26 protein-coding genes are annotated in these 23,354 nt (G+C 33.3%); 9 read left to right on the plus strand and 17 right to left on the minus strand.

All coding sequences use genetic code 11. The features are described 5' to 3' along the window. Positions 1-12 precede the first annotated feature (12 nt). Positions 13-2,700, plus strand: coding sequence for a DNA gyrase/topoisomerase IV subunit A (locus tag LQ189_RS04500; RefSeq protein ID WP_230154560.1), 2,688 nt, complete (start codon positions 13-15; stop codon positions 2,698-2,700). A 117-nt stretch (positions 2,701-2,817) separates the two neighbouring features. Here LQ189_RS04500 and LQ189_RS04505 read toward each other — a convergent pair whose 3' ends face one another. From LQ189_RS04505 to LQ189_RS04545, 9 genes are all read right to left on the minus strand, one after another. Next, positions 2,818-3,594 carry a TerC family protein gene (locus tag LQ189_RS04505; RefSeq protein WP_086453208.1) on the minus strand — a complete coding sequence of 259 codons (777 nt, stop codon included), beginning with the start codon at positions 3,592-3,594 and terminating at the stop codon, positions 2,818-2,820. A gap of 23 nt (positions 3,595-3,617) precedes the next feature. Beyond that, the gene (locus LQ189_RS04510) at positions 3,618-3,992 is read right to left on the minus strand and encodes a DNA topoisomerase IV (RefSeq protein ID WP_230154561.1); all 375 of its coding nucleotides are present in this window, start codon (positions 3,990-3,992) and stop codon (positions 3,618-3,620) included. Positions 3,993-4,160: 168 nt separating this feature from the next. Then, on the minus strand, positions 4,161-4,733 hold the full coding sequence (locus LQ189_RS04515) for a pentapeptide repeat-containing protein (RefSeq protein ID WP_086453209.1): 573 nt from the start codon (positions 4,731-4,733) through the stop codon (positions 4,161-4,163). Next, positions 4,733-4,954 (minus strand): DUF6095 family protein, encoded by a 222-nt coding sequence (locus LQ189_RS04520; RefSeq protein WP_086453210.1) that lies wholly within the window; start codon positions 4,952-4,954, stop codon positions 4,733-4,735. The genes LQ189_RS04515 and LQ189_RS04520 overlap by 1 nt, the downstream gene beginning before the upstream one ends. Positions 4,955-5,121: 167 nt before the next feature. Beyond that, on the minus strand, positions 5,122-5,619 hold the full coding sequence (locus LQ189_RS04525; RefSeq protein ID WP_230154562.1) for a DUF4411 family protein: 498 nt from the start codon (positions 5,617-5,619) through the stop codon (positions 5,122-5,124). After that, a complete protein-coding gene (locus LQ189_RS04530) occupies positions 5,619-6,755 on the minus strand; it encodes an ImmA/IrrE family metallo-endopeptidase (RefSeq protein WP_230154563.1) in 1,137 nt (378 codons plus the stop codon). Before LQ189_RS04530 ends, LQ189_RS04525 begins: the two co-directional genes overlap by 1 nt. A gap of 62 nt (positions 6,756-6,817) precedes the next feature. Continuing rightward, the gene (gene murQ / locus LQ189_RS04535) at positions 6,818-7,636 is read right to left on the minus strand and encodes an N-acetylmuramic acid 6-phosphate etherase (RefSeq protein ID WP_230154564.1); all 819 of its coding nucleotides are present in this window, start codon (positions 7,634-7,636) and stop codon (positions 6,818-6,820) included. Positions 7,637-7,804: 168 nt separating this feature from the next. Then, complete coding sequence (locus LQ189_RS04540) at positions 7,805-8,473, minus strand: ZIP family metal transporter (protein WP_086453212.1); 669 nt, start codon at positions 8,471-8,473, stop codon at positions 7,805-7,807. Next, positions 8,474-9,238 carry a cyclopropane-fatty-acyl-phospholipid synthase family protein gene (locus tag LQ189_RS04545; protein ID WP_230154565.1) on the minus strand — a complete coding sequence of 255 codons (765 nt, stop codon included), beginning with the start codon at positions 9,236-9,238 and terminating at the stop codon, positions 8,474-8,476. A 95-nt stretch (positions 9,239-9,333) separates the two neighbouring features. On the opposite strand from LQ189_RS04545, the gene LQ189_RS04550 reads away from it, so the two are divergent. After that, a complete protein-coding gene (locus LQ189_RS04550; RefSeq protein WP_230154566.1) occupies positions 9,334-10,536 on the plus strand; it encodes a class I SAM-dependent RNA methyltransferase in 1,203 nt (400 codons plus the stop codon). Between the two features lie 41 nt (positions 10,537-10,577). After that, positions 10,578-10,814, plus strand: a complete 237-nt coding sequence (locus LQ189_RS04555) for a hypothetical protein (RefSeq protein ID WP_086453215.1) — start codon at positions 10,578-10,580, stop codon at positions 10,812-10,814. Positions 10,815-10,905: 91 nt separating this feature from the next. On the opposite strand, the gene LQ189_RS04560 is transcribed toward LQ189_RS04555, so the two are convergent. Genes LQ189_RS04560 through rlmD form a run of 3 tightly spaced genes read right to left on the minus strand, consistent with a single transcriptional unit; the run spans position 10,906 to position 13,702 of the window. After that, positions 10,906-11,757: a DUF6048 family protein gene (locus tag LQ189_RS04560; protein WP_230158628.1), complete on the minus strand. Its 852-nt coding sequence runs from the start codon at positions 11,755-11,757 to the stop codon at positions 10,906-10,908. Then, positions 11,729-12,250 (minus strand): DUF6452 family protein, encoded by a 522-nt coding sequence (locus LQ189_RS04565; RefSeq protein ID WP_230154567.1) that lies wholly within the window; start codon positions 12,248-12,250, stop codon positions 11,729-11,731. Before LQ189_RS04565 ends, LQ189_RS04560 begins: the two co-directional genes overlap by 29 nt. Before the next feature lie 39 nt (positions 12,251-12,289). Beyond that, entirely contained in the window at positions 12,290-13,702 is a 1,413-nt protein-coding gene (gene rlmD / locus LQ189_RS04570; protein WP_086453217.1) for a 23S rRNA (uracil(1939)-C(5))-methyltransferase RlmD, read from the minus strand. A gap of 232 nt (positions 13,703-13,934) precedes the next feature. Between rlmD and LQ189_RS04575 the strand changes: the two genes are divergently transcribed. Next, complete coding sequence (locus LQ189_RS04575; protein WP_230154569.1) at positions 13,935-14,987, plus strand: sensor histidine kinase KdpD; 1,053 nt, start codon at positions 13,935-13,937, stop codon at positions 14,985-14,987. Positions 14,988-15,031: 44 nt separating this feature from the next. Here LQ189_RS04575 and LQ189_RS04580 read toward each other — a convergent pair whose 3' ends face one another. Further along, positions 15,032-16,345 carry a CPBP family intramembrane glutamic endopeptidase gene (locus tag LQ189_RS04580; protein WP_230154570.1) on the minus strand — a complete coding sequence of 438 codons (1,314 nt, stop codon included), beginning with the start codon at positions 16,343-16,345 and terminating at the stop codon, positions 15,032-15,034. A 240-nt stretch (positions 16,346-16,585) separates the two neighbouring features. Here LQ189_RS04580 and LQ189_RS04585 point away from each other — a divergent pair, with 240 nt between their 5' ends. Next, positions 16,586-16,996 carry an OsmC family peroxiredoxin gene (locus LQ189_RS04585; protein WP_230154571.1) on the plus strand — a complete coding sequence of 137 codons (411 nt, stop codon included), beginning with the start codon at positions 16,586-16,588 and terminating at the stop codon, positions 16,994-16,996. Positions 16,997-17,051: 55 nt separating this feature from the next. Here LQ189_RS04585 and LQ189_RS04590 read toward each other — a convergent pair whose 3' ends face one another. The 3 genes from LQ189_RS04590 to LQ189_RS04600 all read right to left on the minus strand — a co-directional run bounded on the left by LQ189_RS04590 (position 17,052) and on the right by LQ189_RS04600 (position 19,184). Continuing rightward, positions 17,052-17,696 (minus strand): SGNH/GDSL hydrolase family protein, encoded by a 645-nt coding sequence (locus LQ189_RS04590; protein ID WP_370634832.1) that lies wholly within the window; start codon positions 17,694-17,696, stop codon positions 17,052-17,054. 100 nt (positions 17,697-17,796) lie between these two features. Then, positions 17,797-18,684: a cysteine synthase CysM gene (cysM, locus tag LQ189_RS04595; protein WP_230154572.1), complete on the minus strand. Its 888-nt coding sequence runs from the start codon at positions 18,682-18,684 to the stop codon at positions 17,797-17,799. Between the two features lie 221 nt (positions 18,685-18,905). Next, the gene (locus LQ189_RS04600; protein WP_230158630.1) at positions 18,906-19,184 is read right to left on the minus strand and encodes a DUF2752 domain-containing protein; all 279 of its coding nucleotides are present in this window, start codon (positions 19,182-19,184) and stop codon (positions 18,906-18,908) included. 120 nt (positions 19,185-19,304) lie between these two features. Between LQ189_RS04600 and LQ189_RS04605 the strand changes: the two genes are divergently transcribed. Together LQ189_RS04605 and LQ189_RS04610 are read left to right on the plus strand one after the other, a co-directional pair. After that, positions 19,305-19,490: a hypothetical protein gene (locus LQ189_RS04605; RefSeq protein WP_230154573.1), complete on the plus strand. Its 186-nt coding sequence runs from the start codon at positions 19,305-19,307 to the stop codon at positions 19,488-19,490. Then, positions 19,480-20,031, plus strand: a complete 552-nt coding sequence (locus LQ189_RS04610; protein WP_230154575.1) for a Smr/MutS family protein — start codon at positions 19,480-19,482, stop codon at positions 20,029-20,031. Before LQ189_RS04605 ends, LQ189_RS04610 begins: the two co-directional genes overlap by 11 nt. Positions 20,032-20,137: 106 nt before the next feature. Here the strand turns inward: LQ189_RS04610 and LQ189_RS04615 are convergent, their stop codons facing one another. Next, on the minus strand, positions 20,138-21,082 hold the full coding sequence (locus tag LQ189_RS04615; protein WP_230154577.1) for a hypothetical protein: 945 nt from the start codon (positions 21,080-21,082) through the stop codon (positions 20,138-20,140). Between the two features lie 190 nt (positions 21,083-21,272). Here LQ189_RS04615 and LQ189_RS04620 point away from each other — a divergent pair, with 190 nt between their 5' ends. Together LQ189_RS04620 and LQ189_RS04625 are read left to right on the plus strand one after the other, a co-directional pair. Beyond that, positions 21,273-22,190 (plus strand): EamA family transporter, encoded by a 918-nt coding sequence (locus LQ189_RS04620; protein ID WP_230154579.1) that lies wholly within the window; start codon positions 21,273-21,275, stop codon positions 22,188-22,190. Positions 22,191-22,212: 22 nt separating this feature from the next. Further along, positions 22,213-23,346 carry a cysteine desulfurase family protein gene (locus LQ189_RS04625; protein WP_230154582.1) on the plus strand — a complete coding sequence of 378 codons (1,134 nt, stop codon included), beginning with the start codon at positions 22,213-22,215 and terminating at the stop codon, positions 23,344-23,346. Positions 23,347-23,354: the final 8 nt, after the last annotated feature.

The following is a 23,354-nucleotide window of genomic DNA, read 5'->3' on the forward strand; positions in this document are numbered from 1 at the left end:
TTCAAAAAATAAATGAAAGACGAAGAAGACGAAAATACAATTCCTGAGGGAGACGAAAATGAAGATGTAAGCAACGACGCTGGTTTCGAAGATATAAAAACTTCGAGTGGCATGCAGCATTTTTACGAAAACAATAACGAAGAAGGCGATACCATAACCAAGGTTACGGGCATGTACAAAGACTGGTTTCTGGATTATGCTTCGTATGTAATTCTGGAACGTGCCGTACCCGCTATTGAAGATGGTTTCAAGCCTGTACAACGCCGTATCATGCACTCGCTTAAAGAGTTGGATGACGGTCGTTACAATAAGGTAGCCAATGTAGTAGGGCACACCATGCAGTATCACCCACACGGAGATGCGAGTATTGGTGACGCTATGGTGCAAATTGGCCAGAAAGATTTGCTGATTGACTGCCAAGGAAACTGGGGAAATATCCTAACAGGCGATGGTGCTGCGGCTTCGCGTTATATTGAAGCACGTTTGTCTAAGTTTGCTTTGGAAGTCTTGTATTCTCCAAAAATTACCGATTGGGGTGTTTCTTATGACGGTCGTCGTGCTGAGCCAAACAATCTTCCGGTAAAGTTTCCATTGCTTTTAGCACAAGGAGCAGAAGGTATTGCTGTAGGACTTTCCACGAAAGTGTTGCCGCACAATTTTAATGAGCTTATTGACGCTTCGATTAAAATATTAAAAGGAAAAGCGTTTACGTTATATCCTGATTTCATGACGCAAGGTATTGCCGATGTGTCAAATTACAATGACGGATTACGTGGTGGTCGTGTACGCGTACGTGCCAAAATTGCCCAATTGGACAAAAACACGTTGGTGATTACTCAAATTCCATTTTCGACTAATACAACCACTTTGATTGATAGTATTTTGAAGGCCAATGAAAAAGGCAAGATCAAAATCAAAAAAATTGAAGACAATACTGCTGCTGAAGTTGAAATTTTAATTCATCTTTTTCCAGGAGTTTCTCCAGATAAAACCATTGATGCTTTGTTTGCTTTTACAGCTTGCGAAACATCAGTTGCGCCTTTGGGCTGTGTGATTGAAGATAACAAACCTTTGTTTATTGGGGTTTCTGAAATGTTGCGCATTTCAACCGCAAGAACGGTTGATTTACTGAAGCAAGAACTCGAAATTCAACTCGAAGAATTAAAAAACAAGTGGCACTTTTCAACGCTAGAGAAAATTTTCATTCGCGAAGAAATGTACATTGATTTTAAATTGTATGGCGATAGAGAAGCGCTTTATACCTATTTGTACGATCGTTTTGAGCCTTTCAAAGAATCATTTGTTAGAGCCATTAATGATGACGATTTGCAGAAACTAACGCAAATTCAAATGATTCGTATTACCCGATTTGACTCGGATAAGGCTGATGACATGATTGCCAAGTTAGAGGGCGAGATGAAGGAAGTAGAACATCATTTAGCTCATTTAACAGACTTTGCAATAGCGTATTTTACGAAATTGAAAGAGAAATACGGAAAAGGTCGCGAACGCCAAACCGAATTGCGCATTTTTGATGATATTGAAGCAACAAAAGTAGTGTTGCGTAACACTAAATTATATGTAAATAGAGAAGAAGGTTTTGTAGGTACAAGTCTTAAAAAAGACGAGTATGTTACGGATTGTTCTGATATTGATGATGTTATTGTTTTTCTAAGAGATGGAAAAATGATGATTACAAAAGTGGATGCAAAAACCTTTGTGGGTAAAGATATTATTCACGTGGCTATTTTTGACAAAAGCGATAAGCGCACCATTTACAACTTGATTTATCGAGATGGAAAATCGGGTCCATCATACATCAAACGCTTTAACGTATCAGGTGTAACACGTGATAAACCGTACGATTTAACTAATGAAACTGCGGGATCTCAAATCGTATACTTTTCATGCAATCCAAACGGTGAAGCTGAGGTAATTACCATTTTGTTGCGCCAAGTGGGAACTATTAAAAAATTGAAATTTGATATTGATTTTTCAAATCTTGCCATAAAAGGAAGAAGTTCTAAGGGGAATTTGGTAACGAAATATCCAATTAAGAAAATAGAATTAAAAGAGAAAGGGATTTCTACTTTATTACCTCGTAAAGTGTGGTTTGATGATACGGTACAACGATTAAATGTAGATGGACGTGGTGAATTACTGGGTGAATTTAGACCAAGTGATAAAATTTTAATCATTGCACAATCTGGCAAGCTCAAAGTGATAACGCCGGAGTTGACAACACATTTCGACCAAGACATGGTCGTTTTAGAGAAATGGAATCCTAAAAAACCTATTTCGGCCATTTATTTCGATGGAGAAAAAGAGCGCTATTACATCAAACGCTTTTTGGTAGAAACCGAAAACAAAGAGGAAGCCTTTATCTCAGAGCATGCTAATTCGCATCTTGAAATTGTTTCAACAGAGTATAGACCTGTTGCCGAACTAGTTTTTGCAAAAGTAAAAGGAGTACAAAAAGAAAATCAAGTGGTAGATGTTGAGGCTTTTATAGCCGTAAAAGGATTCAAAGCACAAGGTAATCAATTGACTGCAGATAAGTTAAAACAAGTCAATTTGCTGGATCCACTTCCTTATGAAGAGCCTGTAGAGGAGGTGCCTGAACCACCTATTTTAAGCGATGAAGATGCAGGTCCAGTTCAACTTGATGATGATGGCCAAATCACTATGAGTTTAGATTAATACACTATTCTCAAAAAAATAAATGCCCCCAAAACAGTTTGGGGGCATTTTATTTTATAAAAGGATTCAATTTCACCATTCACTTCTCACGATTCACTTCTCACAACTCACATTTAACTATTTACTCTTGCTCTTATTCATTTTCATATTCAGAACTTCTACTAATAATGAGAACGAAATAGCAAAGTACAAATAGCCCTTTGGTACTGGTGTTACGTGACTTCCAAAGATTAAAGCGTTAGATAAATGAGCACTTTCTGTAAGCAACATCATACCTATTAAAATCAAAAATGAAAGCCCAAGTATTTGAATCGACGGATGTTTGTTTACAAAATTACCAACAGGAACTGCAAACTGCATCATCACAAGTACCGATATAATCACAGCAGTAATCATAATATAAAGTGCACCTTCAACGCCATTGGTCATTCCCACAGCAGTTAAAATACTATCAAATGAAAAAACCAAATCAATCAAGATAATTTGAAAAATAACGTTTTGAAATGATTTAGTAGCCGCTTTTCCAAGCTCTTTCTCTTCATGTCCTTTTTCGTCTACTTTCTCTCTAATTTCGTTGGTACTTTTGTAAATCAAAAATAATCCACCACCAAAAAGAATCAGACTTTGACCCGTAATTCCTGCCGAAAACCAACTCAAATCAATATGAAACCACGGCTCTTTCATTTGAATTAATAAATTAATACCAAACAAAAGCGCTATTCTCATGAACATTGCCAAGAACATTCCTATTTTAGTGGCTTTTTTACGTTGTTCTACCGGTAATTTTCCAGTAGCAATAGAGATGAAAATGATGTTGTCAATTCCTAAAACAATTTCAAGAAAAGTCAAAGTTAATAAGGCTACCCAAGCATCAGGATTTAAAAATATTTCCATTTTTTATTTTACTATTTACGTTATTAATCAGCAATTTTGGTTACAGTACCTTTTTGTTTCACATCAGATCCTACCATCCCAAATTCAAAGGTATAAGAATTTTTTGTAGTAGTCACTATTTTCATGCCTATCGCTTTTTCTTCGGCCATGTTTTTTGGACTTAATTTTTGCAAAACATATTCGCAGTCATTCACCCAGCGTATAGATGCCGTATCTGTTTTTCCTTCAAAAGTTTCAATCTCTATGCTGTCATTTCGTTCAAATAAAGCCGTTTTTTTTACACCGTCTACTTCATATTCAAACTTGAATTTTCCGGTTTTAAAATCCTTACAATTTCTTTCCATATCATAGCAAGAAGTCAAGACCAGTAAGGGTAGGAGCACTACTATTTTTTTCATCTTTTTTTGTTTTTTATTAAGGACCAAATCCAGCTGTTTGTTGCAACCCACAAGACTTAAAATCTTTTTTTCTACTGCCATAAAAGGAGCTTCCGGTGATCGCTCTTTTCTGTCAAGAAAAAAATAGCTTTTAATCCTTATGTGTTTTCACTTCCATCTGGGGTAAAATTAGTGTATTTTAATGTCATATTTGTCTAATAAACCACCAATTCCTTGCGTTGAAAACTTTGCTTTTTTCATCGGATTGAACTCTGGATCTATGCTGTAATCTGTGGCTTTAGTAAAATCAGCTCCAGCTAATTGCGTATTGCTAAATATGGCATTCTGTAATGAACTACCATCAAAAATAGTACCTGTTAAATTAGTTTCAGAAAAATTAACTTCTTTTAACGAACAAGAAATAAACTTGGTTTTAGGCATCTTTTTATTGGTAAAAGAGGCATAATCTAAAATGCATTCTTCAAACTCCACTTGAAATAAAAAATCATCACATTCTTCAAATAAAATCCCAAGTAGTTTACAGTTTTTAAAGTGTACTCCTTTTAAACTAGCACCAGATAATTTGCTCATAGATAAATTACAGTCTATAAAAACGCAATCCATAAAAGTGGTATTAGACAAAACAGCATTGGCCAAATCACAGTTTATAAAAGTACATTCTTCAAATTCGGGGTTGCTAACAGCACTGTCAAACGGATTTGTTTTTTCAAATGTTTTTTGAAGTTGAATATTGTTTTTCATTAGTCGTTAAATAAGCTTTTCATAATTGTTTTTAACCCTACATACATTAGGTACATGGCAATAAAACAAACAATCACCCCAACGCTTAATACTAGGTAATGCCAAATGTTTTGCTTGTTCATAAAAGCATTATGAATTATAGTTGGGCCTAAAAACAACAATGGTAATGCGCCCGCTAAGTATCGTACTCCTTTTGATAATAATTCTCTATTTGTAGCCATAATGATATTTAATGCAATTAATTTTAGCTTTTTTGTTCTGATAATAGCGGGTTTACAACTAAATTTGGCTCATTCTTTGGATTTGCCAAATAATCCCAAAAACAAGACCATTTTCCATTAAGCAAAATGCCTAAATCCTTTGTATTGTGTTTTACGGGGATTATTTATTATAGGGTCTGATATAGCTCTCTTAACATCTGTATAGGAGTTAAATAATTTATTCCAAAATGCATACAGGGTTCCGGGATTTTAATTCTATTTCTTCTTTGTGGTTGGCTTATTTCATGTGTTACGATAATACAATCATTTTTCATTGCATAAGCAATGAGCCAAGGGTCAGCTAAATCTGTAGAAAGAAATTCGTCTTTTGCACTTTGTAGAAAATGAGGATGGTTAGCTGTCCATACTGCTATTTCAGAATATTTATCTATACAAATTGTTGAATCGCAGAAAAATGAATTATTAATTGTTTCATTACACCATAGAGATAATTGGTCCTGATTAGAATTATCACAAAGTTCTTTTTTTACTTTGTCAATACTTATAATAATGCCACTATCTGATAATTCAATAAGTTTATTCCAATAACTTGGAAAAACATCGAACGGATAATACATTCGATGAGCTTGAATAAAAATATTACTATCTAATAAGTACTTTTTCATTAGTAAAGATATTCAGTTACAAACTTATTGTATGTTTCTCCTTTTAAATTAGTTAATTTATAAGCATCACGGTAAAGTAGTTTGTTTTCTTTGACTGCATTATTAACAAAAGAAGCAAATCTTAAACTAACTCTTTTTCTTGCAGTTGCATAGAAATTGCCTCCAGAACCTTGATTACTTTTTTTGAATTTAAAATCTGCCATATATTGATTATAAAATTCAAGAAAATTATTTTTTGTAATTAGATTCAAATCTAATGCTCTTCTTGCAATTACAATTTGACTAACTTTAAAAATTCTACTAAGAATTCGAAAGTCCTGAATCAATTCCCATTTATTCATAAAAATTATTTCTGGAACTAAAAATTCAGCAGCAACTTTGTCACAAAGAATTTCAACAGGGTTATTTGCTGGAATTAAATTTTGATTATCAAATCCTGCACTTTCTCCAAGCCAAACATGAGCTAATTCATGAATTAGTGTAAACATTTGTGCAGCTTTAGCATCAGCAGAATTAATAAATAGGAAAGGAGCTTTGCTGTTAACCAAAACAAAACCTCTACATTCATTTACATCAATTACTCTTCGTGTATTTGTCCCTACAATTCCATTAAACGTAACAATGATTCCTGCTTCTTCTATTTGATTTGTTAAAAAGTCAAGAGCCTGCTCCCAAGAATTATGTTTACTTGCCCAATCCAATTCTAATTTTAGTATATTTCTAATGTCGTTTACAATGACTTTATAATTATTATCAATATTATATTTACCGATAAAATTAAGATTTGGAAAATCTAATTCATTTAAATATTCTGTAAGCCAATTTTGTCTATCTAGAATATTTTGGATTGTATGAAAAACATTTAGACTAACCTTATTTGTTTCATTTACGCTTCCGGTTCTAAAAAAAGGTAAAGGAATATTTTCAATTGGAGGGTTTTCTAAAAACATGTAACCAAAGGGTACATGTACTTTATGAGTAAAATCTTCAAGTTGTTTTACTGTTGGGTTTTTATCTTCTTTTACCCAACTTTCGACATTGGGGTTTTGTGCATAGAATTCTTCAATGCTGTTGCCATTTCTGACGATAGCCCATTCTATAATATTTTTATTGATATTTTCAACCCTAGTACTCATGATACAAATCTAATTGTTTTTTTCAAATATCAAGTATTGTCGGTAATAATATTGTACAACTATTACCTTCTCGCCTCGAAATTCATCACCGCTTGACGTACACTTTTGTGTTCTAACAATAAGGCAGATGCTTGCTCGTAAGTAACCGGAATTTCGTCCATGATCATCTTTACGCCGCGGTCAACCAGTTTGCTATTGCTGAGTTGCATGTCAACCATTTTGTTGCCTTTTACTTTTCCTAACTGAATCATGGTAGCAGTCGATATCATGTTGAGTACTAGTTTTTGTGCCGTTCCAGCTTTCATGCGGGAACTTCCGGTTACAAATTCTGGACCTACAATTACTTCAATTGGGAATTTAGACGTTTGTGACAACGGACTTCCAGCATTACAAGAAATACTTCCTGTGGTTATGTTGTTCTCATTACACGCCTGTAAACCAGCAATTACATAAGGTGTGGTTCCCGAAGCTGCAATTCCTATAACGACATCTTTTTCATTTATTGCAAAAGCTTGTAAGTCAAGCCAAGCTTGAGTTGGGTTGTCTTCGGCATTTTCAACAGCTTTACGAATGGCTGCGTCACCACCAGCAATAATCCCTACAACTAAATCAAAGGAAACACCAAAGGTAGGTGGACATTCTGAGGCATCAACAATTCCTAATCTTCCAGAGGTTCCAGCACCTATGTAAAATAAGCGACCGCCTAATTTCATTTTAGTGACAATTGCAGTTACTAAATTTTCAATTTGGGGCAATGCTTTTTCAACAGCAAGTGGCACTGTTTTGTCTTCTTGATTGATATTTGACAACAATTCCTGAACCGACATTTTTTCTAAATGTTCGTATTTTGAAGATTGTTCGGTGGTTTTTGTGAATTCCATGTATTGCTAAATTTGTGTTTCTAAAGCACTAAATTTTCTATATATTCGGGTCGCGGGTGAGGGATAAAAGCGGAAATCCTTTTTATCATGTAGCGGTAGCGAAATGAAAAAAGATTGCAGCGGATAGCCCGACCGCCTTTTTCTGGCGGGCACGCCCACCTTGTAAATTTATAAAAAATATGCCAATGCAATACCAATTACAATCATTGAAACTTTAGCAATGTTGAACTTGTGTCCTTCGCTGCTTTCAAAAATTATGGTAGATGATATGTGAAACAATATTCCTATGACAATGGCTGTAATTTCTGTGTAATATGTGTTTAAGATGGGTAAATAATCAGATAATATGGTACCGAGTGGTGTCATGATTGAAAAAGTGATCATGAAGAAAAAGATTGCTTTTTTATTAAGACTTGCATTTATAAAAAAAGTAGTCAAGATAATGGCTATAGGCAAGTGATGTATGGCTATTCCTATGGCTAAATCTTGGTGATGGCTCACGGGGAAACCTTCTAGAAATGCATGAATACAAAGACTTATGAACAACAACCATGGGATTTGTGTTATTGCTTCATGTCCGTGTACGTGACCATGCTCTGCACCTTTAGAGAAAAACTCTAATATGATTTGGAACAATATTCCTAGCATAATGAATATGCCAATGGTTGTTGTGTTACTCTTGTAAATTTCTGGTAATAAATGCATTACTGTCAAGGACAGTAAAAAAGATCCGCTGAAGGCTAAGAGTAATTTTAGATTAGTCTTATTCTTAGGTCTAATAATTAATGCAACACCGTATCCTAAAATTACAGAGAGTAATGGTAAGAGGTAATTCATTTATTTAAAAATCATGATTAAGCGTTCACTTTCTGTTTTATGGAATTTTTTTAATTTATAATCCCCAAAGGTATCTAGGAGATAAATTCCGGCTTGCTCCATTAATTCTTCAAAATCTTTCAGCGTTAATGCTTTTACTTTTTCGGTGAAATGGTATTTTTGACCTTTATCTTCAAAGTCAATTTCTTTGTAAATATGGCCTTCTTTTAAATATCGGGTAATGTGAAAATCAATACCATCAACGGTTTTAGTTTCTGTAGGGACTAGTGTTTCTATGACATTAGGTACATTCATAAAATCAATTACTGCAAAACCGTATTCTGACAAGCTTTCTTTGATGGCTATAAGCGTTGTTAGGTTGTCTTCGTCACTTTCAAAATAACCAAAACTGGTAAACAAATTAAATATGGCATCAAATTTTTCTTCAAATGGTTCACGCATGTCATGAACTTTGAATTGTAATTTTTCATTAGCATTTTTATTCGCTTCGGCGATACTGTTTTCAGATAAATCGGCTCCAAGAACGGTAAAACCCAATTGGTTTAAATATATAGAATGACGGCCTTTGCCGCAGGCTAAATCAAGAACTTTGGCATTTTCTGGTAAATTGAGATAATGCGTAAGGTTGTCCATAAAAACTTGAGCTTCCCTGTAATTTCTATCCTTGTATAAAATGTGATAATAAGGTGTATCAAACCAAGAGGTATACCAGTTTTCAGTTGATTTGGGTTGATTTTCAAGGGATGTATTTTGAGATGCAGACATTTATTCTTTTTCAATTAATTCGATTGATGCAAATTTAGTGTATTTTTGCCGAATATAACGATAACAATTTACCCTTTAGGGGGCAAAGAGGGCAAATGGAAAATAATTATAAAATGATTGCCAAAACCTTTTTTGGTTTTGAAGAAATACTGGCAAAAGAATTACAAAACCTAGGCGCACAAAATGTAGAGCAAGGGGTACGAATGGTTAGTTTTAAAGGTGATAAAGGGTTTATGTACAAGGCTAATTTATCTTTGCGTACAGCTTTAAAAATTTTAAAACCTATTTATTTTTTTAAGGCCAATAATGAACAAGGATTATACAAAGGTATTGCGGGAGTAAACTGGTCCAAATTATTGAATGCGAACCAGACTTTTGTTATAGATACCACAGTACATTCAGAATATTTTAATCACTCTGAATTTGTTTCTCAAAAATGTAAAGATGCCATTGTAGATCAGTTTAGAGAAAGAACAGGTCAACGACCAAGTATTGATAAGGTACATCCTGATTTAAGAATTAATATTCATATTGATAAAGACCAAGTCTCTGTAGCGCTAGACACATCTGGAAATGCATTGAACCAGCGTGGATATAGAACTGCAACAAATATTGCACCTATAAACGAGGTTTTGGCAGCCGGAATTTTGTTGCTTTCGGGTTGGGATGGTCAAACAGATTTTTTAGACCCAATGTGTGGATCAGGTACTTTCTTAGCCGAAGCAGCTATGATTGCATGTAATATTCCAGCTAATATCAACCGTAAACAATTTGCATTCGAAAAATGGAACGATTGGGATAATGATTTGTTTGATGCCATTACGGATAGTTTATTAAAACGTGTACGTGAGTTTCATTATACTATAAAAGGATATGACAAAGCACCAAGTGCGGTTCAAAAAGCGAAAGACAATATTAAAAATGCCAATCTAGACGAATACATTTCAATAGAAGATAAAAACTTCTTTGATACTGAGAAAAGCTCTGAAGGCAAATTGCATATTGTGTTCAATCCACCTTATGACGAGCGTTTGGACATTCACATGGAGGAGTTTTATAAAAATGTAGGTGATACTTTAAAGAAAAATTATCCAGGTACAAATGCTTGGATGATAACTGCAAACCTAGAAGCATTGAAACATGTAGGTTTAAAACCATCTAGAAAAATTAAACTTTTTAATGCAGGTCTTGAGGCTCGATTAGTAAAGTATGAAATGTATGAAGGCAGTAAAAGAACAAAGTTTTCTTCGTCTGTTCGCTCAGAGGATTCAGGTCAAGAAAAGACTGGTGCTGAATAAGTAATATCAAATTTTACTTAAAACTTTAAGACTTATAAAAAATGACAAAAAAGCAAATACAAGCATTTGTATATCAACTAGCAAGCTTTGCAGTTTTATTTATTGCTGCAAGATACGCCATTGACCTGTACACTAATTTAACTGGTTTTTGGATTCCAATTACAGCATTTGTAATAGGAACATTAGTAGCTCCAAAGTTTCAAGCCATTCGAACCAAAGACGGTGAAAAATTGTATATGAAATGGATTTTCATTAAAGGATTCAAGGAAATAGGGTAGTATAGAAATTCTAGAAGTTTTATTTGAAACATAAACCGCACATTCATTAACCACTTATTTTAAGTTGTTTTGAATGTGCGGTTTTTTAATACTATTTTTTTTGTACTACAACTGGTTTTATTTTCTTTTTATAAATAGGAACAAAATAAGTTACAGTGTAATTAAATCCTACTCCAAAACTCCCATCATAGGTCCTGTTAAATCCCGGAATGTATAGATTAGAGAAGTTCTCTGGTTCTTTATTAGTCACCAATCGATTCAAACGAAGGCTGAAGCCCATGAAAACATTGTTGAATACTTTTGCTTTAATTCCCGCAACAACTTCAATCCAACTGGCTGATAAACCATTGAACTTTTGCCCAGAGTTTATAATTGGTGTATCTTGAAAGTACGGATTGGCATTGTATATGCGGTAATTGTTTAACTGCTGATTAAAAGTGCTAAAACCATAACGAAGACCAATTGAAATTATATTCTCCATATCCAGCCAGTTTTCATAGGCATTGTAATCAAAACCTGCTTTCAGGTAACTTCCTTTTGTGGTAAAGTTGACACGATCATCAGCTGTGGTTTTATTTTCGTTTCCAAGCTCGGCAGCTAAAAAGTACCTTTTTGTCAGTCTGTAATCACCCACAAGTTCTAAACCTTTGTAATCTTTGTCGTAAAGTCCACGCGTTATTTTATATAAATCTAAACCTACACGAATTCCATAACGATCTACTTTTACGGGTATGGAGTCCTTCACGGCTGCAGTTGGTAGTGGCGCATTTTTTGTTTTCGGCGTATTAGGAATGATTTGTTCTTTAGTTGTTTTTGTGGGCTCAACCGTTGTTATGGTAGCTGGCTTTTTAACTTCTATTTTTTTTGTTGTTTCTTGTGCTTGAACACTAATTAACAGAAACAAAAAACAAATACTAAAAAAAGATGTTGATGTGTGCTTCATTTTCATTGTCTATGTTTCTTGTTACCACCTCTATAAGTCGTATCCATCGTTGATTAGCTGCAATAGGATCAGTGTGAACAAATGGTGCTGCTTGATTTAGTATAAAAAGCGATTTATATCCGCATGCTCTTGAAACAAAAAGTTCTTGAGTGGTAAAATTAAAACGGATAAGATCCGCGTCAACTAAAGCAGGATTCGCATTGTTTGAATTTAGTGTAAACCTAAAACTGGTACTAGTACCAACCGTTTTTAGTGGAATTGCAATTCTATTTCCATTAGTAGTTGGGCTGCCATTAAATAAAACAGCATCCGTCATACCTTCGCCTATAACCTGTAGGCTATTTACATTTTTCTTTACAGATGGGTTTTCAAAATCGTAAAAATCAATTATTAATCTGGGAGTTGTAGGTGTTTTTGGATCGCAGATATCGTCTTTTTCACAACTAGAAAAAGAGAATGCAGATACTAATACAAATAGAAATATTTTTTTCATCTTTCTTTATAATGTTCCCATCTTTAGGGTTTAAGAGGCTTACCTTCTTTCTAAAAGCACAACATTTTCAACGTGATGCGTTTGCGGAAACATATCTACAGGACGTACACGAGTTACTTTGTATTTCTCATCCATTAGAGCCAAATCACGAGCTTGTGTAGCCGAGTTGCAACTTACATAAACCACTTTCGCTGGAGCAATTTTTAGGATTTGTTCTATTACATCTTTGTGCATTCCATCTCTTGGTGGATCTGTTATAATGACATCTGGATGACCGTGTTGTGCTATGAAATCATCATTAAACACTACTTTCATATCTCCAACAAAGAACTCACAATTCGTGATCTCATTTCTAACGGCATTTGCTTTTGCATCTTTAATAGCATCAGGAACACTTTCGACTCCTATTACTTTTTTAGCTTTTTTAGAAACAAACTGGGCGATAGTTCCAGTTCCAGTATACAAGTCATACACTACTTCATTTCCTGTTAAACCTGCAAAATCTCTTGTGATTTTATACAATTCGTAAGCTTGGTCTGAGTTGGTTTGGTAAAAAGATTTGGCATTAATGCTAAATTTTAACCCTTCCATTTCTTCTAGAATGTAATCTCTTCCTTTGTATAGCTTGATATCCGTATCGTACAACGTATCGTTTGCTTTATTATTAACTACGTATTGTAACGATGTAATTTGCGGAAATTTCTCATAAAGATGATCTAAAATCAACTCTCTGTTGGCTTTGTCATTTTCGAAAAATTGAATCAATACCATAATCTCACCTGTTGAGGCGGTACGTAACATTAAGGTACGTAACAAACCTTCATGTGCTCTGGGGTTAAAGAAAGTTAATCCATTTGCATTTGCAAAATCTCTAACTTCATTACGAATAGCGTTTGAAGGATCTTCTTGTAAATGACATTTATTGATGTCTAGAATTTTATCCCACATTTTAGGGATGTGAAATCCAAGTGCATTTCTATTTCCTAAATCTTCGTCGCTTCCAATTTCAGCTTCGGTTAACCAACGGCTATTGGAAAACGAAAATTCCATTTTATTTCTATAAAAAAACTTTTTCTCAGAACCTAAAATTGATTCAAATTCCGGAAGTTCTATTTTTCCAATGCGTTGCAAGTGATTTTTCACTTCGTTTTGTTTGAAAACCAATTGTTGATTGTAGTTCATGTTTTGCCATTTGCACCCTCCACAAACACCAAAGTGATCACAAATTGGATCTACACGATGCTCTGAAAACTCATGAAAATGCACTGCTTTACCTTCATAATACGCCTTGCGTTTCTTGAAAGTTTGCACATCAACCACATCTCCCGGAACTACATTCGGGATAAAAACTACTTTACCATCCGGTGCTTTTGCAACCGAAACGCCTTTTGCACCAGCATCAAGGACTTTTATTTGATGAAAGACAACTTTGTCTGTATTTTTCTTAGCCATAGCGCAAAAATAAGTGATTGAAAGGTTTTATAAATTCAATTTTACAAATATTTTTCAATTTTAGTCAATTAATGCCATCCATAAGAAATTAAATACCCCTGTTAAGGTTTTATTTCAATGTTTTTTTATAAAAAAAGGATACTAGTTTTTATTAATATTTTATAGAAAAGAGCAGCTCGTTTTTAATTTATTTATCGATTTTTGCACTTTTGATTACTTAAAATAGATGCCTATGACGCTTTATGAAAAATTGAATGCAATTCCTTTTTTGAGAAAAAAATATGCTAGTAAATTTCTTTTTGTTGCTTTCTTAGGAATTCACATTCCGTTAATAGGAGTTTCGCTTTTTCTTCTTTTTGGAAACCAAGAATTACAACCTATGATGATTCTTGTCGTTGCTTTACTACTCACTTTACTAGCAACATTGATAACTTTATTGGTGCTAAAAAAGTTAATAAAGCCAATTGAGCTTGCCTCTAGCGCATTAGTAAATTATAGAAACAATAGAATCATACCTAATTTACCAACTCAATTTCAAGATGAAACAGGATTGTTATTGGCAAATATTCAGTCCTCTATAGCAGATTATGAAACTTATATCAATGATAAGCAAGATTTGATTTATTTGTTATCGCATGATTTACGAGGCTTTGCCGCTAATGCTCAGGGGCTTTCCACATTAATATTAGATGAAAATCCGTCTGAAATAATAGCAGAGTATGCCCATTTAATCACAGATTCTACCAATCAACAACTTGCATTCATTGAAACTTTGATAACACTCATACGTGATGAAGACGAAATATCAAAAAAAGAATACTTTGCAAACCAAATAGATTTCAATACTGTTTTAAGCAAAGTATCAGGGCAGTTAGCCGCAAAATTGATTTCTAAAAACTGTACTTTGGAATATGTAACACAGTTGCCTACCGCCTTAATTCATATAGATGAGGATTTATTAGTACGTGTTTTAATTAACCTTACTGATAATGCTATTAAGTTTTCGTTTCCAGACAGTGTTATTAAAATCAATATGATACAAGACAGTAAAAACATACTTATTCAAGTTACAGATGCTGGTTTGGGATTTAAAAGCCAAGATTTAGAGCATTTGTTTGACAAGTTTACATCAAAAAGCCGTTTAGGGACAAATAATGAAGCTTCAACAGGAATAGGATTGTATTTGTGTAAAAAAATCATAGAAAAATACAAAGGTCACATTTATGCAGAAAGCAGTGGTGTGCATAAAGGCTCTACTTTTTCTGTTAGGTTAAATATCAAATAAATTTTTTTAGAAAAAAGTAATTATAAGTTTTTACAAGACATTAATTATTGCTCTTTATTTTCTTTGAATTCAACCAAGTATACTTCTTTTTGCTCCTTAGTTTTTGCAACTTTTAAACCGTATTGAGATTCTAGCTGTTGGATCATCTTATCTAAACTCTGTGTATTTAGAGTAATGTTGTACTTGTTTTTTGTGATAGGAGTTTGATCGTTAAATAATATGTTTTTGTGGTTGCTTATGGCATATACTAAAGCAGCTAAGGAACCATTTTCGATACGAATTTCTTTAGGAGAGATTGTTGTAGCATTTGTAATTTTTGAGTCAGTTGCCAAACTTTTTGCTAACAAAGCCGGATTTACAATATTCATGTTCCAACTTTCTTTTTCAATATTTTTTTTGATAATGGTGAAACCCAAATGTTTTTTGAGTTGCTCAAGGGCTAGTTTTCTTGTTTGTAGCGTGTCTTTTGTTTTATTTTTAAAATGAAAACTATAACTTTTTGTTGTTTCCAGAGAATCGTTCACATCTATTAATTGTTCACTAGTTTGTAACACCGGCGCTAGCAAAGTTTTAATGGTTGTATTAGTGTACGCTAAACTGTCCACATAGTTTTTATAAGATGCGTCAGAAAAAGCATCCTTGTTTTGCTCTATTTTAATGCTGTATTTAGGGGTGTTTTCATCAACATTAATCATCATACTATTCATCCCAAGGATTGAAATTCCTATAAAAATAGCATTATGAATGGCATGCATCATGTATCCTGCTAAAAAACCTTGTTTTACTCTCAAGAAACCGGTTATAAGTCCCATCATAATTTGTGGAGCTACTAAAAGTGGTGAAAACAATAATACATTTACGGTTATTTCGAAATTGAAAATGTGAATGAAACCAAACAACAAGGCCGAGAAAAAGAAAACTGTAGCATAGTATTTTGTCCAAATGGTTTGCAGTTTGTTGTTTGTTTTTTGTCGCGCTGTTGTACCACCAAAAGAGGCAAATCCTAGGATAATTTGAATAACACCATTGTACTGATATCGTAAATACAATCTGAAAATTAATTCTTCAAAAAGTGGAATTATAAATACAGCTAAAATAAAAAACAATGGAATTGGCATTGTTTTCATCATTTCTTGAATCGAATGATTTTCAGTATCAATCCATTCAAGCTTCTCTAGTCCACTAATTATGCCTATCATCAATAGTAAAACAGGCATCTCAAGTATAATAAAAGCAAGTACGTTTTTAAGTCGTTCTAAAAAAGTTAGTTCAGCTCCTTTTTGATCTGTTGGATTTTTTAAAAAAGAAATAAAATTTTTAAAATTTTCATTAATGTTCTCGGAGAAAGAGTGGCTCATAGTTTTTTGATTAACGGGTATTACCGTATCGATTTTAAATAAATTGTAAGATATTTAGTAAACAAACATACTCAAATAATATTTATTTTAAGGTGTCTTTCACAAATTTTATCCAAGACATTTTTTAGGAAGTTTTTTTGCACTTTAGATACATGTCTAAAGTTACGTTAATTAATATTTTATTGGCAGGCACGTTTGTTTTGGTTTTGTAAATTTGAGATAACACTAAAAAAAAGCATTATGAAAAGATACGCAACAGCACACTGGGAAGGTTCACTTAAAGAAGGAAATGGTACACTAACTACTCAAACAACTACGCTTAATAAAACGCAATATTCTTTTAAATCACGTTTTGAAGAAGGTGTGGGCACAAACCCCGAAGAGTTAATAGCAGCTGCACATGCTGGTTGTTTTACGATGCAATTATCGGCTTACATAGGCGAGGAAGGATTTGCAATTGAAAATATTGAAACTAAATGTGACATTGATTTTGTAGATGGTGTCATTGCTGCATCTCATCTAACGGTTAATGCTAAAATTGCAGACATAACTGCAGATGCTTTTCAAGAATTAGTTCAAAAAGCCGAAAAAAATTGTCCTGTTTCTAAAGTTCTGAACGCAACAATATCAAGTACTGCAACACTATTGTAAACTAAAAATAGATTCACAAAAAACTCGAGTGTGCAATTCGAGTTTTTTTTGTGCATTAAATTTCCAAAACTTTTTGAATTGCTTCTTCAACTAAAGGACCCATTACTTGATATCCTGCTAAGTTGGGATGTACTCCGTCTGGGCCATATTCTTTTTTGAGTCCATTTTTCTCATCTTTCATTTCGCTAAAATAATCAAGATAATATATACCGTTCTCTAATGCGTACTTTTTTATCAAAAGATTCAAGGCTATAATTTTTTCAGCAGGAAATTGATTGGGTCTCCAAGAAAAATCATAAGCAGGCAAAACAGAACATAAAATGACTTTTATTTTATTGGCTTGTGCCAAAGCTACCATTTCAAAAATAGTTGCAGCAATACTTTGGATCGTAGTTGGTCCGGTATTACCAGCAATATCATTCACACCGCCCAGTATGACAACAACAGCAGGGTTTAAATCTAAAACATCAGCTTTAAACCTTTTGAGTATTTGAGGTGTTGTTTGGCCACTAATGCCGCGGTTGATGTACGGTTTTAATTCAAAAAAACTCGGATTTACTCTGCTCCAAAACTCAGTAATGGAGTCACCCATAAATACAACTCTTTTTTCTCCAGCTGGGGATGGTTTAAGTTGTGAATTTTGTTCTTGGTACTTTTTTAAATTGACCCAGTCTTGATCTTGTGTTTTTTGCCCCATCATGCATGATACTTCTATTAAACCAATTGAAAAATTATGTCTTGATTTAAAATAATAATTTTAAGACTAAATTTTTTTCATAGTACTGCATTGATCTTTAGAATTAATCAAATAAATCTGAAGATAAATAACGGTCACCACGATCGCAAATAATGGCTACTATTACACCTGATTCTAAAGTTTCAGCAATTTTTATCGCAGCAGCCACTGATCCGCCACTACTCATTCCTGCAAAAATTCCTTCTTCAAGCGCTAAACGTTTGGTCATGGCTCTGGCTTCTTGCTCTGAAACTTCAATAACTGTGTCTACTTTTTTGGCATCGAAAATTTTAGGCAAATATTCCTGTGGCCATTTTCTAATGCCTGGTATTTGAGAACCATCGCTAGGCTGTGCTCCCACAATTTGTATGGTGGGATTTTTTTCTTTTAAAAAAGTAGATGTACCAATTATAGTTCCTGTAGTACCCATTGCAGATACAAAGTGGGTTACCGTTCCATCAGTGTCATTCCAAACTTCGGGACCAGTAGTATTGTAATGTGCTTTCCAGTTGTCATCATTAGCAAACTGATTGAGCATGATATAGCCACCTTCAGCAACTTTTTTATCAGCATAATCTCTTGATCCTATAATTCCGGTTGCCGCTGGAGTCAAAATAACCGTTGCTCCATAAGCACGCATGGTTTGTGTGCGCTCTATTGTAGAATCTTCGGGCAATATGAGCTCAATTTCAATATTAAATAACTGTGCAATCATGGCTAGCGCTATTCCGGTATTGCCGCTGGTTGCTTCTATTAGTTTGTCTCCTCTTTTTATGTCTCCTCGTTCTAATGCCGATTTGATCATGTTGTATGCCGCTCTATCTTTTACACTTCCACCAGGATTGTTACCCTCAAGTTTCAATAATAGTTTTACATTTTTGTTGGCAATTAAGTTTGTAGATTCAACTAACGGCGTGTTACCTATTAAATCTAGTATTTTATATGATTTCATGAGCTTATTGGATTATTAAAAAAGAAAATTCCTGTACCAAAAGAGGAACATTCGATAAAAATTTTTTTTTGGTTCAAAAAAGTGGTGCAAAGATATTGAACTAAATTAAAATTATGCATTGGATTCAAGTAAACCTGCTCGTGTAATTGGGAAACTTTGTTAAATAATTAATGTGTTTGCCGCAGAAATTTACCCGTGTTAACCATTAATTCAGTCCTGTTTTACATCAAAAAGATCGTTTCAAAATGTTTGAAATAATAACCTGCAATCATAAAAACACCATTTATGATTCCCGTTTTAATAATTAGGGTACTATATTTTCTTTTTTTGTCCAAAAAACTTAAAACACAACAAAGCATAAATAGTAATGAGGTAAATACTGCTGGATACATTTTAAAAGCGTTTGTAAAATTACCTTGTATCAAAAGAAGTAAAGCTCGCTGAAAGCCACAGCCCAAGCATTCAATTCCAAAGATTGTTTTACTTAAACAAGGGAGCATGTATTTTTCTAAATTCAATTTTTTTCTTTTTTATAACTTTACAAATAAACAATAAACTTTTTACAAATTAAAAAGAGCAATTTAAAAATGATTACTTTTGAATAATTATTCGAAAAAAAGATGAAAAAGTTAATACTTCCTATAATGGTAGTTGCAATAAGTGTGGCATTGTACGAGCAAGTAAGTGCTAATAAAAACATTTATGTAATGGCATTTGCTATTGTAGTTTTTATGATGGGAATGATGCAATTAAGTGCTAAAACACCGAGTAAGAATCAAGAAAACAAGGATGATAATGTTGAATAAAGGAGATAAAGTTTCGGTTCTTGATGATGCCATTAACGGTGTTGTTCTTTCTGTACAAGAAAATCGTGTGACAATAGAAACCGAAGATGGTTTTACAATGGCATTTCTTGCCAATGAATTGATTAAAGTAAACGACAGTAGTAATTTACTGGATACTATTAGAAGGATAGATGTAGCTGAAATTAAAAAAGAAAAAGAGATTCCAAAACCGCGTAGTTTTGTAAAAGAAAAAAAATCTAAAAATGAAATTTCTGCACCAGAGTTTGATTTACATATTGAAAAATTAGTGCCTAATAAAAGAGGAATGTCTAATTATGATATTTTGACTTTACAAACCGAAACAGCAAAAAGACACATTGAATTTGCCATTAAAAACAGAATTCCAAAAATAGTTTTTATTCATGGAGTAGGAGAGGGAATCTTGAAAGCAGAACTAGATTTTCTACTTGGTCGCTATGATAATATTGCTTTTCAGGATGGTAATTATCAAAAATATGGTTTAGGTGCCACCGAAGTATATATCAAGCAAAGTGCCATGTAAAATGGTAAGTTGGTCATAAAAAGTAAAACCCAATTCTAAAAGTAATTTTATTTACTGCTAGAATTGGGTTTTTTTGTATCAAATAATATCTACTTTATTTTGAAAACTAATTTGTAGTCTGTAACTCTCCGTAAATGTAATTGTCACCTAGACTAAAATCATTTGTTCCTTTTTTTAGTTTTACCTTTTTTAGAACAATGGTATGCTTAAACCCTGTTCCAAATGTTGTTGTAGTAACCTCAATGGTACCGCTAGTATTAACAACACCAGGAATTGCTATCCATTCTTCGGTTACGCTAGGTGTAGCAGGATAAGTAGTGTTGCAAAAATAACTGTCTGACAATACCCCACCAAACAGTCTGTAAGTGAGTTTGTTTACAGTGTTACCAATAAGTGCTACACGAGGAGTGTTTAAGGGTGTACTTTCATTTTTAATTAAAGTAGGGTCAATGTCTAGTATTAAGGCTTCACTGCTGTTCTTGTCGTATAATTGTTTGGTACTTGGGCATTGATTCAATACTTTTTTAAATGCCAATGGAGGTGGTGTATTAGTGATAATAAAGTCTCCAAAGGTAAAGGTATCGTACACCTGAGTGCCATTTCCTTTATTAAAGGTTATGTTCTTAAATGTAATGTTATGGCTATATCCTGTTATTCTGGTGCTATTATCAGTTTGGTTTAATGGTTTTACTGCTTTTGTGGTAATCACCATTTTTCCACCTGTTGCAATCCAATCGTCAACAACAATAGGATTTGCAGGTGGTATAGTTTCACATAATGTTGCAGAGGTTACGGTCCCGTTGTAAAAACGATAAATCACACGATTTGTAGTATTAATGTCTATTTCTTGTGTAGTTTCTTCAGTAGGAAATATAATTTGTGATGCATCAATAAGTAAAGCTTCGTTTTCTTTAACTTTATAAATAATGTTTGTACTGTTACATTTTTGTGCAGTAACCGAATCGAAGTTAATGGTTTCCTGTGTTAAATCACCGTCATCACAACTGTGTAAAATAACCGCTAAAAAGAATATGCTGAAAATTTTTTTCATGTTCAATAATTTGTAACAAAAATAGAATTTTTAATGGGTTCTAGTTGCATTGTAATTTAAAAAACACATTTTTAACATGATTTTAAGGGAGCGTTTTTTGAAAGCTTCCGCTTTGATAGCCCAACTTGATGAGTTTTTAAGACTGTATTACTTTAAGAAAAGAGTATCTTTGTATTTCATTTTTTTATCAATGAGATTAAATAAATATTATTCGGCGGCCTTCCTTGCTTTTTTTATGTGGGGGTTTTTCAGTTTCGCACTTAAACCATTACATCTTTATCCATCACTAGATATCTTGTTTTATCGTGTTTTCTTTAGTGTAATTACAATGGTTTTAATTAATGTTTTTTTTCGAAAAAAAATAATCTCTGAAAATTGGAATCGTTTTAAGCAATTACCACCTAAGGAGCAAAAAAAAGTCATTTGGCTTACTCTGGGCGGAGGCTTTTTTTTATCTTCAAACTGGTTTGTTTATATTTTTGTAATGAATCATGTAAGCGTAAATGCTGCTTCTTTAGCCTATTTAATATGTCCTATTGTGACCACAGTTCTAGCCTTTTTTATGCTCAAAGAAAAACTAAGTTCTTGGCAATGGGCAGCAGTTGGAATTAGTTTTTTGAGTTGTATTTTGTTATCCTTTGATCATTTTCAAGATATCTTTTTTAGTTTAGTTACTGCTGCAACGTATGCTTTGTATTTAGTAAGCCAGCGAAAAAATAACGAAATTGATAAGTTTTTAGGATTGACCATTCAGTTAATTTTTACAGCGGTTATTTTACTGCCTTTTTACCCAAAATACAGCGGTCCAGTTCCTACAGAGCCTATTTTTTATACATGCATGTTTATGATTGTAGTTTTTTTTACAATTATTCCACTTTTCTTAAATCTATATGCCCTAAAAGGAATAAACTCTTCAGCAGTTGGAATTATGATTTATATTAATCCGATAATTAATTTTTTATTAGCTGTTTTTTATTACCAGGAGCAAGTACATACTATTCAATTATTTTCTTATTTCTTAATTTTGTTGTCTATCGTAGTATTCAACAAAGAAGTATTATTTAAGAAAAATAAAAATATATATTCAACTACAAAAGACGCCGAGTAACCTTTCAAATATATCAACTACAATGCAAAAAGTATATCTTGACAATGCTTCAACTACTGCACTTCGTCCCGAGGTAATTCAGGAAATGACACACGTTCTAGAACAAGAATACGGTAATCCGTCTTCAACGCACAGCTTTGGAAGAAGTTCTAAAAATGTTTTAGAATTGTCTCGAAAAATTATTGCAAAAAATTTGAATGCTACTGCGCAAGAAATCATCTTTACATCTTGTGGTACCGAGGCCAACAACTGGATTTTACAATCAGCAGTAAAAGATTTAAAGGTAGAACGAATTATTACCAGTAAAATTGAGCATCATGCGGTTTTATATACGGTTTTAGCACTACAGCAACAGTACGGAATTCAAGTAGATTATGTAGCTTTAAAACCAGATGGCGCAATAGATTTAACCCATTTAGTGACGCTTTTAGCAAATGATAAAAAGACTCTAGTGAGTTTAATGCATGTGAATAATGAAATAGGAACCGTGCTAGACCTAAATCGTGTGGGTGTCATTTGTAAAGAGTACAATGTTTTGTTTCATTCGGATACCGTTCAATCAATAGGGAAAATGAAATTAGATTTGCAGGAACTTTCAGTAGATTTTATTGTAGCGAGTGCACATAAGTTTCATGGTCCAAAAGGAGTAGGATTAGCCTTTATTCGAAAAAATTCAGGACTACAACCTTTATTTTTTGGTGGAGAGCAGGAAAAAGGCTTGCGCGCTGGAACCGAAGCCTTACATCAAATAGCCGGAATGGCTAAGGCTTTAGAACTTTCGTATTTAAATTTAGAAAGGGATCAAAAGCACATTGAAGCTTTAAAAAAATATTTGTGGGATCAATTGCAAGTATATATTCCTGGTGTAAAATGTAACGGTGATCTTTCTGGATTTTATAATGTTATAAATATTATTTTACCTTTTGATAAAGAAAAAACTGCTATGATTTTATTTCATTTAGACATGAAAGGTATTGCAGTATCAAGAGGTAGTGCTTGTCAATCAGGAAGTATTAAGCCTTCCCACGTTTTGGCAGAGCTTTTAAGTGAATCTGATTTAGTATTACCAAGTTTGAGAGTTTCTTTTAGTCATTTTAACACTACACAAGATGTTGATACTTTTATAGAAGCTCTGGTTGATATTCAAAACAGTTAATCACATTA

It is taken from the genome of Flavobacterium sp. CECT 9288 (genome assembly GCF_918731615.1).
Classification (GTDB): domain Bacteria; phylum Bacteroidota; class Bacteroidia; order Flavobacteriales; family Flavobacteriaceae; genus Flavobacterium.

What these genes read in the sequence shown, in the direction of transcription:
- LQ189_RS04500 (WP_230154560.1), top strand. Translation starts at nt 13, where the DNA reads ATGAAAGACGAAGAAGACGAAAATACAATTCCTGAGGGAGACGAAAAT.
- LQ189_RS04505 (WP_086453208.1), bottom strand. Translation starts at nt 3,594, where the DNA reads ATGGAAATATTTTTAAATCCTGATGCTTGGGTAGCCTTATTAACTTTG.
- LQ189_RS04510 (WP_230154561.1), bottom strand. Translation starts at nt 3,992, where the DNA reads ATGAAAAAAATAGTAGTGCTCCTACCCTTACTGGTCTTGACTTCTTGC.
- LQ189_RS04515 (WP_086453209.1), bottom strand. Translation starts at nt 4,733, where the DNA reads ATGAAAAACAATATTCAACTTCAAAAAACATTTGAAAAAACAAATCCG.
- LQ189_RS04520 (WP_086453210.1), bottom strand. Translation starts at nt 4,954, where the DNA reads ATGGCTACAAATAGAGAATTATTATCAAAAGGAGTACGATACTTAGCG.
- LQ189_RS04525 (WP_230154562.1), bottom strand. Translation starts at nt 5,619, where the DNA reads ATGAAAAAGTACTTATTAGATAGTAATATTTTTATTCAAGCTCATCGA.
- LQ189_RS04530 (WP_230154563.1), bottom strand. Translation starts at nt 6,755, where the DNA reads ATGAGTACTAGGGTTGAAAATATCAATAAAAATATTATAGAATGGGCT.
- murQ (WP_230154564.1), bottom strand. Translation starts at nt 7,636, where the DNA reads ATGGAATTCACAAAAACCACCGAACAATCTTCAAAATACGAACATTTA.
- LQ189_RS04540 (WP_086453212.1), bottom strand. Translation starts at nt 8,473, where the DNA reads ATGAATTACCTCTTACCATTACTCTCTGTAATTTTAGGATACGGTGTT.
- LQ189_RS04545 (WP_230154565.1), bottom strand. Translation starts at nt 9,238, where the DNA reads ATGTCTGCATCTCAAAATACATCCCTTGAAAATCAACCCAAATCAACT.
- LQ189_RS04550 (WP_230154566.1), top strand. Translation starts at nt 9,334, where the DNA reads ATGGAAAATAATTATAAAATGATTGCCAAAACCTTTTTTGGTTTTGAA.
- LQ189_RS04555 (WP_086453215.1), top strand. Translation starts at nt 10,578, where the DNA reads ATGACAAAAAAGCAAATACAAGCATTTGTATATCAACTAGCAAGCTTT.
- LQ189_RS04560 (WP_230158628.1), bottom strand. Translation starts at nt 11,757, where the DNA reads ATGAAGCACACATCAACATCTTTTTTTAGTATTTGTTTTTTGTTTCTG.
- LQ189_RS04565 (WP_230154567.1), bottom strand. Translation starts at nt 12,250, where the DNA reads ATGAAAAAAATATTTCTATTTGTATTAGTATCTGCATTCTCTTTTTCT.
- rlmD (WP_086453217.1), bottom strand. Translation starts at nt 13,702, where the DNA reads ATGGCTAAGAAAAATACAGACAAAGTTGTCTTTCATCAAATAAAAGTC.
- LQ189_RS04575 (WP_230154569.1), top strand. Translation starts at nt 13,935, where the DNA reads ATGACGCTTTATGAAAAATTGAATGCAATTCCTTTTTTGAGAAAAAAA.
- LQ189_RS04580 (WP_230154570.1), bottom strand. Translation starts at nt 16,345, where the DNA reads ATGAGCCACTCTTTCTCCGAGAACATTAATGAAAATTTTAAAAATTTT.
- LQ189_RS04585 (WP_230154571.1), top strand. Translation starts at nt 16,586, where the DNA reads ATGAAAAGATACGCAACAGCACACTGGGAAGGTTCACTTAAAGAAGGA.
- LQ189_RS04590 (WP_370634832.1), bottom strand. Translation starts at nt 17,696, where the DNA reads ATGATGGGGCAAAAAACACAAGATCAAGACTGGGTCAATTTAAAAAAG.
- cysM (WP_230154572.1), bottom strand. Translation starts at nt 18,684, where the DNA reads ATGAAATCATATAAAATACTAGATTTAATAGGTAACACGCCGTTAGTT.
- LQ189_RS04600 (WP_230158630.1), bottom strand. Translation starts at nt 19,184, where the DNA reads ATGCTCCCTTGTTTAAGTAAAACAATCTTTGGAATTGAATGCTTGGGC.
- LQ189_RS04605 (WP_230154573.1), top strand. Translation starts at nt 19,305, where the DNA reads ATGAAAAAGTTAATACTTCCTATAATGGTAGTTGCAATAAGTGTGGCA.
- LQ189_RS04610 (WP_230154575.1), top strand. Translation starts at nt 19,480, where the DNA reads ATGTTGAATAAAGGAGATAAAGTTTCGGTTCTTGATGATGCCATTAAC.
- LQ189_RS04615 (WP_230154577.1), bottom strand. Translation starts at nt 21,082, where the DNA reads ATGAAAAAAATTTTCAGCATATTCTTTTTAGCGGTTATTTTACACAGT.
- LQ189_RS04620 (WP_230154579.1), top strand. Translation starts at nt 21,273, where the DNA reads ATGAGATTAAATAAATATTATTCGGCGGCCTTCCTTGCTTTTTTTATG.
- LQ189_RS04625 (WP_230154582.1), top strand. Translation starts at nt 22,213, where the DNA reads ATGCAAAAAGTATATCTTGACAATGCTTCAACTACTGCACTTCGTCCC.